At 60.5% G+C, this 12,779-nt stretch carries 13 protein-coding genes; 10 read left to right on the top strand and 3 right to left on the bottom strand.

Annotated features, from left to right (window positions below; genetic code table 11):
* From Q7T10_RS01560 to Q7T10_RS01525, 8 genes are all read left to right on the top strand, one after another.
* Nucleotides 1-456: molybdopterin dinucleotide binding domain-containing protein (locus tag Q7T10_RS01560; RefSeq protein ID WP_304745162.1), on the top strand; the 456-nt coding region annotated here is incomplete at its 5' end.
* Nucleotides 453-1,985: a nitrate reductase subunit beta gene (narH, locus tag Q7T10_RS01555; RefSeq protein ID WP_304745159.1), complete on the top strand. Its 1,533-nt coding sequence runs from the start codon at nt 453-455 to the stop codon at nt 1,983-1,985. The genes Q7T10_RS01560 and narH, both read left to right, overlap by 4 nt.
* A 3-nt stretch (nt 1,986-1,988) precedes the next feature.
* Nucleotides 1,989-2,708, top strand: coding sequence for a nitrate reductase molybdenum cofactor assembly chaperone (gene narJ / locus Q7T10_RS01550; protein ID WP_304745157.1), 720 nt, complete (start codon nt 1,989-1,991; stop codon nt 2,706-2,708).
* Nucleotides 2,705-3,439, top strand: a complete 735-nt coding sequence (gene narI / locus Q7T10_RS01545) for a respiratory nitrate reductase subunit gamma (protein ID WP_304745155.1) — start codon at nt 2,705-2,707, stop codon at nt 3,437-3,439. The genes narJ and narI overlap by 4 nt, the downstream gene beginning before the upstream one ends.
* A gap of 10 nt (nt 3,440-3,449) precedes the next feature.
* A complete protein-coding gene (locus Q7T10_RS01540) occupies nt 3,450-4,241 on the top strand; it encodes a peptidylprolyl isomerase (protein ID WP_304745153.1) in 792 nt (263 codons plus the stop codon).
* Between the two features lie 25 nt (nt 4,242-4,266).
* Nucleotides 4,267-5,004 (top strand): carbonic anhydrase, encoded by a 738-nt coding sequence (locus Q7T10_RS01535; RefSeq protein ID WP_304745151.1) that lies wholly within the window; start codon nt 4,267-4,269, stop codon nt 5,002-5,004.
* A gap of 32 nt (nt 5,005-5,036) precedes the next feature.
* Nucleotides 5,037-5,735, top strand: a complete 699-nt coding sequence (locus tag Q7T10_RS01530; protein ID WP_304745149.1) for a Crp/Fnr family transcriptional regulator — start codon at nt 5,037-5,039, stop codon at nt 5,733-5,735.
* Nucleotides 5,736-5,769: 34 nt separating this feature from the next.
* Nucleotides 5,770-7,080, top strand: a complete 1,311-nt coding sequence (locus Q7T10_RS01525) for an NnrS family protein (protein WP_304745147.1) — start codon at nt 5,770-5,772, stop codon at nt 7,078-7,080.
* Between the two features lie 115 nt (nt 7,081-7,195).
* Here Q7T10_RS01525 and Q7T10_RS01520 read toward each other — a convergent pair whose 3' ends face one another.
* On the bottom strand, nt 7,196-7,600 hold the full coding sequence (locus Q7T10_RS01520; protein WP_304745145.1) for a ribonucleotide reductase subunit alpha: 405 nt from the start codon (nt 7,598-7,600) through the stop codon (nt 7,196-7,198).
* Nucleotides 7,601-7,903: 303 nt separating this feature from the next.
* Here Q7T10_RS01520 and Q7T10_RS01515 point away from each other — a divergent pair, with 303 nt between their 5' ends.
* Nucleotides 7,904-10,801, top strand: a complete 2,898-nt coding sequence (locus Q7T10_RS01515) for an adenosylcobalamin-dependent ribonucleoside-diphosphate reductase (RefSeq protein WP_304745143.1) — start codon at nt 7,904-7,906, stop codon at nt 10,799-10,801.
* A 21-nt stretch (nt 10,802-10,822) separates the two neighbouring features.
* On the opposite strand, the gene Q7T10_RS01510 is transcribed toward Q7T10_RS01515, so the two are convergent.
* Nucleotides 10,823-11,260 (bottom strand): universal stress protein, encoded by a 438-nt coding sequence (locus Q7T10_RS01510; RefSeq protein WP_304745141.1) that lies wholly within the window; start codon nt 11,258-11,260, stop codon nt 10,823-10,825.
* Nucleotides 11,261-11,334: 74 nt separating this feature from the next.
* Nucleotides 11,335-12,087, bottom strand: coding sequence for a 2OG-Fe dioxygenase family protein (locus tag Q7T10_RS01505; RefSeq protein WP_304745138.1), 753 nt, complete (start codon nt 12,085-12,087; stop codon nt 11,335-11,337).
* A gap of 173 nt (nt 12,088-12,260) precedes the next feature.
* On the opposite strand from Q7T10_RS01505, the gene Q7T10_RS01500 reads away from it, so the two are divergent.
* Nucleotides 12,261-12,776 (top strand): hemerythrin domain-containing protein, encoded by a 516-nt coding sequence (locus Q7T10_RS01500; protein WP_304745136.1) that lies wholly within the window; start codon nt 12,261-12,263, stop codon nt 12,774-12,776.
* Nucleotides 12,777-12,779: the final 3 nt, after the last annotated feature.

Below are 12,779 nucleotides of genomic sequence, written 5' to 3'. Positions count from 1 at the left end.
ACCGACAACCTGTTGATGCTCACCCTGAGCCGGGGCGGCCCGATCATCTGGCTCAGCGAAGACGACGCCAAGCTGATCGGCGTGGAGGACAACGACTGGATCGAGGCCTACAACGTCAACGGTGCGATTTCGGCGCGCGCGGTGGTGAGCCAGCGCGTCAAGCCCGGCATGGTGATGATGTACCACGCGCAGGAAAAGATCGTCAACACGCCGGGTTCTGAAATCACCGGCCAGCGCGGCGGCATTCACAACTCGGTGACCCGGATTGTGCTGAAACCCACGCACATGATTGGCGGCTACGCGCAGTTGAGCTACGGCTTTAACTACTACGGAACCATTGGCACCAACCGCGACGAATTTGTCGTGGTGCGCAAGATGGACAAGGTCGACTGGTTAGATACGCCGCGCGATGACGACCGCGCCCAACTGGTGCAACAAATGGGAGAAGCAGCATGAAGATACGCGCGCAAATCGGCATGGTGCTCAATCTGGACAAGTGCATTGGCTGCCACACCTGCTCGGTCACCTGCAAGAACGTCTGGACCAGCCGCCCGGGCATGGAATACGCCTGGTTCAACAATGTGGAAACCAAGCCCGGCATCGGCTACCCCAAGGAGTGGGAAAACCAGGACAAGTGGAACGGCGGCTGGCGTCGCCTGGCCGACGGCTCCATCGAGCCGCGCCAGGGCGGCAAGTGGAAGCTCTTGATGCGCCTGTTCGCCAACCCGAACATGCCGGAAATTGACGACTACTACGAGCCCTTCACCTTCGACTATGACCATTTGCAGTCAGCGCCCGAGATGAAGGCCACGCCGACGGCGCGTCCGCGCAGCCTGATCACCGGCAAGCGCATGGAGAAAATTGAATGGGGCCCGAACTGGGAGGAAATTCTGGGCGGCGAGTTTTCCAAGCGCAGCAAGGACGCCAACCTGGCCAACTTTGACCAGGTCCAGAAGGACATGGTCGGCCAGTTTGAAAACACCTTCATGATGTATTTGCCGCGCCTGTGCGAGCACTGCCTGAACCCGACCTGCGTGGCGTCCTGCCCGTCGGGCTCGATCTACAAGCGCGAGGAAGACGGCATCGTGCTGATCGACCAGGACAAGTGCCGGGGCTGGCGCATGTGCGTGTCGGGCTGCCCATACAAAAAAATCTACTACAACTGGAAAAGCGGCAAGGCCGAAAAATGCACTTTCTGCTACCCGCGCATTGAAGCCGGCCAGCCCACGGTGTGCAGCGAAACCTGCGTCGGCCGCATCCGCTACCTCGGTGTGGTGCTCTATGACGCCGACCGCATCCAGGAAGCGGCCAGCGTTGAACATGATCGGGACCTGTACCAGGCGCAACTCGACATTTTCCTCGACCCCAACGATCCCAAGGTGATCGAACAGGCGCGCATCGACGGCATTCCGGACAAATGGATGGAAGCGGCCCGCAAGAGCCCGGTGTACAAGATGGCAGTGGACTGGAAAGTCGCCCTGCCCCTGCACCCCGAGTACCGCACGCTGCCCATGGTCTGGTATGTGCCACCGCTCTCCCCGATCAGCGCCGCGGCCAATGCCGGCCACATCGGTGTCAACGGTGAAATCCCGGACGTCAAGCAACTGCGTATCCCGGTCAAGTACCTGGCCAATCTGCTGACAGCTGGCGACACCCAACCCGTGGAGCGTGCGCTGGAACGCATGCTGGCAATGCGCGCCTACCAGCGCGAAAAACATGTGGATGGCCGCATCAACACCGCTGCCCTAGATCAGGTTCAAATGACCCAGGCGGATGTGGAAGAGATGTACCACGTGATGGCCATTGCCAACTACGAAGACCGGTTCGTGATTCCCAGCACGCACCGCGAATACGCCGAGAACACCTTTGACATGCGCGGCGGTTGTGGCTTCTCGTTTGGCAGCGGCTGCTCTGACGGGACCAGCGAAGCCAGCCTGTTTGGCGGCAGCAAACGCCGAACCATTCCTATCAAGGCGGGGGTCTAAATCATGGCACTAATGTCCAAACTCCCCAATGCATCCATCAGCCTGCGAGTGCTTGCGCGCTTGCTGTCCTACCCTGACGCGGAACTGCGGGGCCAGTTGCCCGACATGCGCCAGGCCCTGCACGCGGACAACACAGTACCTGCTGCTCGCCTGGCAGAACTGGACGCGCTCATGGCCACCCTGGAGAGCGGCGATGCGCTCGAGAATGAGGCCGAGTACGTTCAAATCTTCGACCGGGGCCGTGCAACGTCATTGCACCTGTTTGAGCATGTGCATGGCGACTCGCGCGAGCGCGGACCGGCCATGATCGATCTGGCTCAGACCTACGAAAAAGCAGGGCTTTTTCTGGGTCCGGACGAAATGCCGGACTACCTGCCCGTGGTGCTTGAATTTGTGTCAACCCAGCCACCCAAGGAAGCCCGTGCTTTCCTGGGCGAAATGGCGCACATTTTCAATGCCATCTTCAGCGCGTTGGCAAAGTCCGAAAGCCCGTATGCCAGTGTCATCGGCGCGCTGCTGGAAATCGCCGGCGAGACGGCCCATGCCGTCAAAGTCGTGCCGGACGAGCCACTCGACGTCGCCTGGGAAGAACCCGTTGTTTTTGATGGCTGCTCCACCAAGGGACAGGCCAAACCCGGTGAAGCCCAGCCCATTCACTTTGTAAAAAATGAAGCGATCCGCGCTGGCGCGAAGGCCGCTGCGCAACAAGGAGCATCACTATGAACGCACTCGACAATTTCCTGTTTGGACTGTATCCCTACATCTGCCTCACTGTCTTTCTGCTTGGCAGCCTGATCCGGTTTGACCGGGACCAGTACACGTGGAAGAGCGACTCATCGCAGTTGCTCAAGGCCGGTCAATTGCGGGTTGGCAGCAACCTGTTTCACATCGGCGTGCTGTTCCTGTTCTTTGGCCACTTCTTTGGCATGCTGACGCCGCATTTCTTGTATGAGGCCTTCATCAGTGCGGGCACCAAACAGGTCGTGGCGATGGTTTCCGGCGGTATCGCTGGCGTGCTGGGCCTTATCGGCGTGACCGTACTCTTGCATCGTCGTTTGTCCGAGCCGCGCATTCGCATCAACTCCAAGACCAGTGATATCGTGCTGCTGGTGCTGCTTTGGCTGCAACTGGCGCTCGGCTTGGCGACCATTCCCATGTCGGCGCAGCATCTGGACGGCAGCATGATGATGAGACTGGCCGAGTGGGCGCAGCGGATCGTGACCTTCCGTGCAGGCGCACCCGAGTTGCTGGCTGAAGCGGGCTGGATCTTCAAGATGCATATGTTCCTGGGGATGAGCATCTTCCTGATCTTCCCCTTCACCCGTCTCGTCCACGTCTGGAGCGGCTTCGCCGCCGTGACCTATCTGGTCCGCCCGCATCAGGTGGTTCGGGCTCGCCGCCTGAATGTGCCCGCCGGACACAATCAGCCGCGTCGTCCCGACGCTGGCGTTTAAGGAATTGGCCATGGAAATCAACACCCCCGTCCAATCAAGTATTGCCAGCATCAACGGTGTCGCACTGAATGCGGCCGCTGACGTTCTGAGCGCCGATGACCTGCGTCAGAGGGCCTACTCAGAATTGCTGCGGCAGGCCGCGAAGAACAGCGGCTTGCTCGCGGACAGTGATGTGCCGTCAACCGATGGCGTTCTGAGCGAAGAGGCGTCCAGTGCCATTGAAGCACTGCTGGAGCAAGCCCTGGTGATTCCCGAGCCCTCGGAAGAGGCGTGCCGACGCCACCATGCAGCGAATGTGGCCACCTACAGCACAGGTGAGCGCGTCAATGTGCGCCACATCCTGTTTGCAGTCACCCAGGGCGTGGATGTGGTGGCCCTGCGCAACCGTGCCGAAACCACCCTGCTGGATGTACGCTGCCATGATGGGAGCAACGTGGAAGACACTTTCACCAAGGCAGCCAGCACCCTGTCGAACTGCCCCAGCGGGGCCGAAGGCGGCAGCTTGGGATGGCTGACTGCGGCGGACTGCGCCCCTGAATTTGCCAAAGAACTCTTTGGGCACGCAGAGGTCGGCGTTCTGCCGAGGCTGGTGCACAGCCGTTTCGGCCTGCATGTGGTTGAAGTGCTGGAGCGGGTGCCAGGCGTTGAACAGCCGTTTGACGCAGTCCGCGGCGCCGTGGCCATGGCGCTGCGGCAAAAGACCTACGTGACGGCCTTGCGCCAGTATTTGAGCCTTTTGGCAGGCGAGGCGGACGTGGTGGGGGTGGATCTGGAGGCGGCTGACACACCTCTGGTTCAGTAGCGGATGAATCAAGAATGGGTTTCCCGTGCCTGATGAACTGCTAGACCGACTTCGGCGCTTCCACGACCACACGTTCCCGGGGGCCCAGGAACAATTTCAGAATCTGGTCAAGGATGGTCAACATCCGACCATCCTGTTTATTGGCTGCTCTGACTCACGCCTGGTCCCCTACCTCCTCACAGGCACCGGCCCAGGAGAACTGTTCATTGTGCGCAACGTGGGTGCGTTTGTTCCGCCCTATGACGGATCGGCCGGCTACCACGGCACTTCTGCGGCCATTGAGTTTGGGGTTTTGAACCTCAAGGTTTCCCGCATCGTGGTGTGTGGTCACAGCCATTGCGGCGGTATCCGTGCGCTCTATGAAGAAGTAGCTCCGCAGGCCAAAAACCTCGCGGCCTGGCTGGAACTGGGTCGGGAAGCGGCCCTGCCGGTGCAGGTGACACCGGAAGCCCTTCGCCGCACGGAGCAGCGAGCCGTCGTACTTCAGCTGGAGCGGCTGATGGGCTACCCGATGGTGCGCGAACAGGTCGAAGCAGGGAGACTTTTTCTGCACGGCTGGCACTATGTGATTGAAGATGGCGAAGTACACGTCTTTGACGTTAAAAGCGGTGAGTTTGTTCCGGCGTCCACGGCCTCTCACAGCGGTACGGGGCCTTACCAGGCGTTCGAAGATTCGATTGCCAGCCCGGTGTTCAACGAAATAGATGACAGCTACGCCAAGCAACCCCAATCAGACAAGGCGATATCCGCTATGCCTGACTGACTAAGGTCGCTGACTTGGAACAGGTCTCAAGAATGGACGTCGAACAATTCGATACGCCGCGGTATCTGTCAGTGTTGCCACTGTTCAGCGACCTGTCCCAACAGGAGCGCGAACGGCTGGCCCTGAGTTGCCAGCTTCGGCGACTCGCCCGGGGCGACATGGTGTTTCGGGTTGGGGAAGAATGCGACGCCTTTTACGTCGTCGTCGTCGGGCAGGTGAAACTGTACGTCGCTTCGCCGACCGGCCAGGAGAAGGTCATTGAACTGGTCGGCCCTGGTCAGAGCTTTGCAGAAGCCATGATGTTTCTCAGCATGCCCTGCATCCTGAACGCCCAGGCACTTGCCGAGACCTTGCTTCTGCGCGTTACCAAGCAAGCCGTATTCGGCGAGATCGAGCGCGACCCGCGCTTCTCGATGCACATGCTCGCCGGCATTTCACGCCGGCTACACGGCTTGGTGCGAGACGTCGAGGGCTATGCATTGCACAGTGGGATGCAAAGACTGATTGGCTATTTGCTGCGCGACCTCCAGGATGAAGACACCTTGAAAAGTGGCGTCATCACGGTGTCTCTGCCTGTCAGCAAGGCGACCATTGCCTCGCGGCTATCGCTGACCCCGGAGTACTTCTCTCGCGTGTTGCACGAGCTGGAAGCGGAAAATCTGATTGAAATTGACAAGCGCGAGATCCGTATTCTTGACGTGCAACGCCTCGCCAGCTATGGTTCGCACTGACAGTTCACACTGACTGACAGTTGCAGGCAAGGTGATGAAGTCCAACCCCATCACGCCAGCGTCAACAAGTGACACCTCGCGCGCCGCGAAGATAGACGTCATGGCATTGCCGTGGAGGCCGATCTGGCTCCTGGCAGCACCCCACCGTCTTGCTTTCTTCATGGCTTCGCTCATGCTGGTGGCAAGCTCGCTGTGGTGGGGATTCATATTGGCGGCTCGGTCTCTCAACATGGCCCTCTTCTGGGCAGTACCTGTTTCAGCGGCCCATGCGCTGCTCATGACCATGGGATTCATGCCCCTGTTTTTTGTGGGCTTTCTCTTTACCGCAGGGCCCAGGTGGTTGGGCTTGCCGGAGGTCAACGCGCGCAGTCTGTTGCCGGGCCTGACGCTGATGCTGGGTGGCTGGGTCGTCGTCCTGATCGGGTTTCATACCCATGTCACGGTGGCATGCGCCGGGATGTCACTGGTGGCTGCCGGTTGGACCGGCCTGGCCCTGAAGTTCCTGGCCATGCTGCGGCGAAGCCATGAGCCTGACCGTGTTCACGCCCGCGCCGTGACGCTCGCATCCGGCGTCGGCGTCATCGCGTTATGGATGACGGCGGTGTCGCTGGCTGTCGACTCGGAGTTGCTACTTCGTACAGCCACGCAGGTCGGCCTGTGGGGCTTCATAGCGCCAGTGTTTGCCATTGTTTCGCACCGCATGATTCCATTCTTCGGCGCCAGCGCCGTTCAGTTTCTCGATGCATGGCGCCCGATGTGGCTGCTATGGCTCATGGTGTGCATGTTCTGGATGAAAGCCGTACTGAGTGCTGCAGATTTGTGGTGGTGGCCTGTATCCATCACCCTGCGCTGGTGTCAGGTGGCCCTCGAACTCCCCTATGCCTTCTTGCTGCTCTGGCTGGCGCTGCGCTGGGGTCTGGTGCAGAGTCTGAAAATCCGGCTGATCGCCATGCTTCATGGTGGCTTCGCATGGCTCGCAATCTCCTTCGCGCTGCATGCCGTGTCTCATGCACTGATGGCGCTTACCAATGGAGAACTGTCTCTGGGACTGGCACCGCTTCATGCCATGACTATGGGCTACCTGGGCGCGACCATGTTCGCGATGACCACGCGCTTGAGCAGTGGGCACGGTGGCCGCCCCGTCGCGGCCGACAACCCGGCCTGGACCCTGTACTGGATACTGCAAATGGCTGTGCTGCTGCGTGTCGTTGCAGCCATTTGGCCCGCCGCCAGCACGCCGCTCACCCTGCTGTCAATTTCGGCCTGGACGGCTGCGACTGCAGGCTGGGCCATTCGCTATGGTCGATGGTTTGGGCGACCCCGTCTTGACGGCCGGCCCGGCTAGGCAATCTACCCTCTTGTCCGAAGTCAACGAAGTCGGGCCCATGGATGTCGCCACCGGCGGGGCTCGGGTCTCGCCGCGAACGCCGCGAAACGCGACGGTCGGTGAACAGGCGCCTCTAGCCAAGCATCACCGGCTGGCCCTGCCGGTCAAATGGAATAAAGGTTCCCAGGGTGCCTGCCTTGATGGCTTCCACCATGCGCTCCAGCGGCTTTTCAGCGGCCTGACTGGTCGGCGCGAGCCCGCCGCTGCCGGAAAGGGCTGCTGCAAACACGATGCTCCACTCTTTCCCGAACTGATGCGACTCCTGCACCAGATCGGCGAAAGTGTGCAGTTCCTCGGGTGTCTTGTCCACATACATGAGGGGCACCAGCGCGCCACCCTGGCCTGCCAGAAATTGCTCGCGCTGAGCCGGGGTGCTGTCCTCCGGCAAATCTGCGCCGGCAAATACAAACAGCAAGCGTTGCGGTTCGGACTGTTGTCGTGCAGCCTGCAATAAATCATCAAAACTGGAGATATTCATGGTTCAGTCCTTCTTAAAAAATACGATTTGAGCAGCCAAGCCAGGGAATCCGGCGAACTTCCCCTGAAACAACTTCTCCAACAAGCCCAATCCGCGGGCCTGCTATTGTGTTTCAAACCAAAAGGATGTTGCTTTTCGGGAATTCTTGTTGAGCGCTTGCACTACCTATAGTGTTCAACCATCACGTTGACCACTACCTATAGCGCCCCAAGAGCTAGAATGGTTCGAGCAAGCTTGTTTTAGATCAATGAAACTGGATAGGCCTGGCCCTAGTATTCCACAGCCTTTTTCAGGAAACACCCCATGTCGCAAAAAACCCCCGAACGAACAAAATCAGCCCTTACGCTGCCACCTCAGCAGATCAGCCAGGAGGTGCTTATTGAGAAGTACAGCAAAGGAACCGAGCAGAGCATATTCGACGTCAACCAGCGCGTGGCCCGCGCCTTGGCCCAGGTCGAGGCACCTGAGCACCAAAAGCAGTGGGAGACCAAATTCCTGCAGGCGCTGCAAAACGGATTTCTGCCAGCCGGGCGCATTCAATCTGCTGCCGGCACCGATCTGGCTGCCACGCTGATCAACTGCTTCGTGCAGCCCGTCGGTGATTCCATAGCCCACGTGGAAGATGGTCATCCCGGCATCTACACCGCCCTGACCGAGGCCGCCGAGACCATGCGCCGCGGCGGGGGTGTCGGCTATGACTTCTCGCGCATTCGACCGCGCGGCGCGTGGGTTGGCAGCACGCAAAGCAGTGCGTCAGGACCCGTCAGTTACATGCGGGTGTTTGACCGCTCCTGCGAGACGGTCGAATCCGCCGGCGCCCGACGTGGCGCGCAAATGGGCGTCTTGCGTTGCGACCACCCGGATATTGAAGAGTTCATCCACGCCAAAGACACTGGCGACCTGAAGAACTTCAACATCTCCGTGGGTGTCAGCGACGCTTTCATGCAGGCGGTGCAACAAGACGGTGAGTTCACGCTGGTTCATCGGGCCGAGCCAGGCGCCCCCCAAAAAGCGGCGGGCGCCTACCAGGAGCAGGACAGTGGCTTGTGGGTTTACCGCAAACTGCAGGCGCGCGAGTTGTGGGATCAGATCATGCGATCCACCTACGATCATGCGGAGCCTGGCGTCCTGTTTCTGGATCACATCAATCGGGACAACAACCTGTCCTATTGCGAAACCATCGCCAGCACCAATCCGTGTGCTGAACAACCGCTGCCCCCTTATGGCTGCTGCTGCCTGGGCTCGATCGACCTGACGCGCTTCATCGACCATCCCTTTGAAGAAAACGCCCATTTCGACAAGGCGGCATTTGCCGAAGTGGCGCGCGTTGCCACGCGCATGCTGGACAACGTGCTGGACGTGACGGTGTGGCCGCTGCCACAGCAACAGGAAGAAGCCCGCAGCAAGCGCCGCGTAGGCCTGGGTTTTACCGGACTGGGCGACGCCTTGGTGATGCTCAACTTGCGCTACGACACGCAGGAAGCGCGTGACATGGCCAGACAAATTTCCGAGTTGATGCGCGACACCGCCTACGATGCATCGGTTGAGCTGGCGCGCGAACGCGGCGCCTTCCCGCTGTTCAATGCCGATCTGTACCTCAGCGGCCAGACCTTTGCGTCGCGCTTGCCGCCCGCGCTGAAAGAGCGCATTCGTGCCAACGGCCTGCGCAATTCGCACCTGCTCTCCATCGCGCCGACCGGCACGATCAGCCTGGCATTTGCCGATAACGCCAGCAACGGAATCGAGCCGGCGTTCAGCTGGAGCTACACCCGCAAGAAACGCATGGTTGACGGCAGTTTCAAGGAATATGCCGTCGAAGACCACGCATGGCGTCTGTATCGCCACCTGCACGGCGAGGATGCGCCGCTCACTTCAGCCTTCGTGACTGCACTGGAGATGAGCGCACAGGCCCATGAAGCGATGGTGGCCGCCGTGGCGCCTTTCATCGACACCGCCATCTCCAAGACCGTCAACGTGCCGGCGGACTATCCCTATGCCGACTTCCGGCACCTGTACATGGAAGCCTGGCTGTCCGGCTTGAAGGGGCTGGCCACGTACCGGCCCAACTCGGTGCTGGGGTCGGTGCTGAGCGTCACACCCAGTTCTGCGCCGGCAACCGCCACACCCCTGCAGATCGATGGCGCCAATCAGCGCCTGTCACTGGAGCGCCTGCCCGCCCCCGTGCTGTCTTCCCTGCGCTGGCCAGGCCGACCCGAATTGCCAGGGGGCAATCCGGCCTGGACCTTCATGGTGCATCACCCATTTGGCGACTTCGCGCTGTTCGTGGGTGAACTGGCGCCCGAGGAAGGCGGCGCGCCGAAGCCGTTCGAGGTGTGGGTCAACGGTACGGAACAGCCGCGGGGTCTGGGCGCACTTGCCAAGACGCTGTCCATGGACTTGCGCGCCAACGACCCGGCGTGGCTGCAACTGAAACTGGACGCATTGGCCACGGTGGCAGAAGAACATTCATTTGAGATGCCGTTTCCGCCGCACGGCGAGAACCGCTTGTTCCCGGGCGTGGTGGCGGCGACGGCAGCCGTCATTCGCTGGCGCTGCGACCAGCTCAAGGCCTTGCCTGGCAAGGATGTCAAGGTGCCTACGCCTGTGATCGACGCCATGTTCAGCCGCGGCGAGCCGCAAACCGGTCCTTCAGGCACGCTGGCGTGGTCGGTGGACGTGGACAATCCCGCCACCGGCGAGTCTTTCACGGTCACCCTCAAAGAGGTCAACCTGCCGGGCCATGATGGCGCGACCGTCACCCGGCCCTGCGCCGTGGGCTTTTCAGGCAACTATCCCAGGGCACTTGACGGCCTGGCGCGGCTGTTGTCGCTCGACATGCGGGTGATCGATCCGGCCTGGATTGGCATGAAGTTGCGCAAGCTGCTCAACTATGCGGAACCGCTGGGCCACTTCATGGCCTTTGTGCCGGGTCTGCCACATGGAGAACGCCGCCAGCAAACCTGGCCCTCGACCGTCGCGTATATCGCCCGCCTGATCATTCACCGCTACGCCATGCTGGGCGTGCTGAACGAAGAAGGTTTTCCGCTGCGCGACATGGGTGTGCTCGACTCCCCGGAACATGAGGGAACAGCCACCACCATGGCCGGTAAAGTCTGCCCGGAGTGTGGAAATCCCACCGTCATTCACAAGGACGGCTGTGATTTCTGTACCGCGTGCGGCTACGTCGGGCAGTGCGGTTGACGGTCAACAAAGCCTGCGAGTTCAGTCGCGCACCACCAGAACGGGCAACCGGGTGTGCGATAGAACCGCTTGCGTGACGCTGCCAAGCACCAGCTTCTCCAGGCCGCTGCGTCCATGCGAGCCCATGACGATCAAATCGGCCTGCACTGACTCGGCCGCCTGGACCACGCCGCGCCAGGCGGTGTGAGCTTCAATGACAGAGGTTTCCACGGCAACCCCCGCGCCCTCGAATGCAGCCTTCGTCGCCTTGATCGCCGCATTGGCCTCGGAAGTGGCGGCATTCAGGTACTCGGCCTGGCCATAGGCGAAATCAGTCCCGACCCCGGTAAACGGGTAGGGATCAATGACAAAAATCGCTGTAACCCGACTGCCAAATGCTTTGGCCAGGCCGATGGCTTTCTCGACTGCCAGCTGTGAGGTCGGCGAGCCGTCCACCGGAACGAGGATGTGCTTGAACATGATGAAAACTCCTTGTGACTTGACAGTGGCTAGTGTCTGATTGACTGGTCCGCAAAACCTTGACGGAAATCAAGCTATTGACTATCTCCCTGAAAACCCGAAGCGCGCAAGGTCACCACCAGGGTGTCGCGATGGCCGCCCTGCGTGATTGACTCAAGCGGCTGGATCGGCGTCGACTCATGAATGACACGGGCATCATCCAGCAACAGCACAGACCATGGCTCGGTCAGCGTGAAGCGCTGGCCATTCGGCCCGGCCGCCTCAAACACACGGGTTTCCCCGCCTTTGACACCTTCCCGGTCCACCAGAAACACCGCCACCAGGTCCACCCCATCGCGATGGGCCCCCTCCGGCGTGGGCCGGCCAATACCGTCCGTGGTGTCAATGCGAAACTGGTGCGCCTCTACAAACCAGGGCTGCTCGCCTTTCAGGCCCGAGCACACCTGACCGAGCCACACCAACAATTTCTGCCACACCGGCTGGGCCAGCATTGCGGGCAATATCGGCTCGAACAATCTCTGCATTCCGCCATGCAGGGCGTTGTACTCCACCGGCTGCCAGTGCGCCCGATGCGGCGCCTGGGTCACCTGCCCGTTCTGCACCACGAAGCAGGCATGCCGACGCCGGCGGTAACGCCCACCATCCTTCATGAACGTGTCCGGTGGCAGGTTGGCCCAAAAAGGACGCAGCGCATGCAGTTCAGCCGCTGAGCATCCGCCCAACAGGCCCACGTCATGGGCATCCAGCACGACATAACCTTGCTGTCGCAGAACCGTACCCAGCTCGCGGGGCGCGGCCAAAGAAGGGGGAGAAAATGAGGTGGTCATGGTGCACAAGCTTACAACCTCCGGACTCGAAAGCAGAAGCCGGCGAACGCCATGCGCCCGACGCAGTGCGCTTCGAGGATTCCCATGGGCCGTTTCACAATTTCCTGACTTTGGTCAAACCTGGAAACACCGGATTTCCGTATGCTCGAACAAACTCTCCTGGAAATATCAGCATGTCCACACTGCAATGGTCTGATTCGCTCGCACTCGGTTTGTCTTTCATGGATGACACTCACCATGAATTTGTCGACTTGCTGGCCGAAGTGGTCAATGCCCCTGACGCCACGCTGCTTGGGGCGTGGCGAACATTGATTGAGCACACCGAAGACCATTTCGGCCGTGAAGACCAGTGGATGCAGAGCACCCGTTTTTCAGCCGGCAACTGCCATTCCACGCAACATGACGTAATTCTGCAGGTGATGCGCGAAGGCGACAAACGCGGGCAAGCCGGCGACCTTGCCGTCGTGCGGCAGATGGCTCACGAACTGGGCATCTGGTTTCCTCAACATGCGCAAAGCATGGACGCGGCACTCGCCCTGCATCTGCGCAGCGTGGGCTATGACCCGGCGACGGGCATCGTTCATTCGCCCCAGTCCTTGCCGCAGGAAGTGATTCATGGTTGCGGAGGTGCCACATGCTCCAGCCCGCAGAGCGACAAGGCACAGACAGCCGACGGCGTCCCAGTCTGACCT

Origin of the sequence: Rhodoferax sp. (genome assembly GCF_030646845.1) — a bacterium.
Taxonomy (GTDB): Bacteria; Pseudomonadota; Gammaproteobacteria; order Burkholderiales; family Burkholderiaceae_C; genus Rhodoferax.
The sequence above is the reverse complement of the archived record's forward strand: the minus strand, read 5'-3'. Positions and strand labels throughout refer to the sequence as shown.

Coding starts and splice junctions, on each gene's coding strand:
- narH (WP_304745159.1), top strand. CDS start 453: ATGAAGATACGCGCGCAAATCGGCATGGTGCTCAATCTGGACAAGTGC.
- narJ (WP_304745157.1), top strand. CDS start 1,989: ATGGCACTAATGTCCAAACTCCCCAATGCATCCATCAGCCTGCGAGTG.
- narI (WP_304745155.1), top strand. CDS start 2,705: ATGAACGCACTCGACAATTTCCTGTTTGGACTGTATCCCTACATCTGC.
- Q7T10_RS01540 (WP_304745153.1), top strand. CDS start 3,450: ATGGAAATCAACACCCCCGTCCAATCAAGTATTGCCAGCATCAACGGT.
- Q7T10_RS01530 (WP_304745149.1), top strand. CDS start 5,037: ATGGACGTCGAACAATTCGATACGCCGCGGTATCTGTCAGTGTTGCCA.
- Q7T10_RS01525 (WP_304745147.1), top strand. CDS start 5,770: ATGAAGTCCAACCCCATCACGCCAGCGTCAACAAGTGACACCTCGCGC.
- Q7T10_RS01520 (WP_304745145.1), bottom strand. CDS start 7,600: ATGAATATCTCCAGTTTTGATGATTTATTGCAGGCTGCACGACAACAG.
- Q7T10_RS01515 (WP_304745143.1), top strand. CDS start 7,904: ATGTCGCAAAAAACCCCCGAACGAACAAAATCAGCCCTTACGCTGCCA.
- Q7T10_RS01510 (WP_304745141.1), bottom strand. CDS start 11,260: ATGTTCAAGCACATCCTCGTTCCGGTGGACGGCTCGCCGACCTCACAG.
- Q7T10_RS01505 (WP_304745138.1), bottom strand. CDS start 12,087: ATGACCACCTCATTTTCTCCCCCTTCTTTGGCCGCGCCCCGCGAGCTG.
- Q7T10_RS01500 (WP_304745136.1), top strand. CDS start 12,261: ATGTCCACACTGCAATGGTCTGATTCGCTCGCACTCGGTTTGTCTTTC.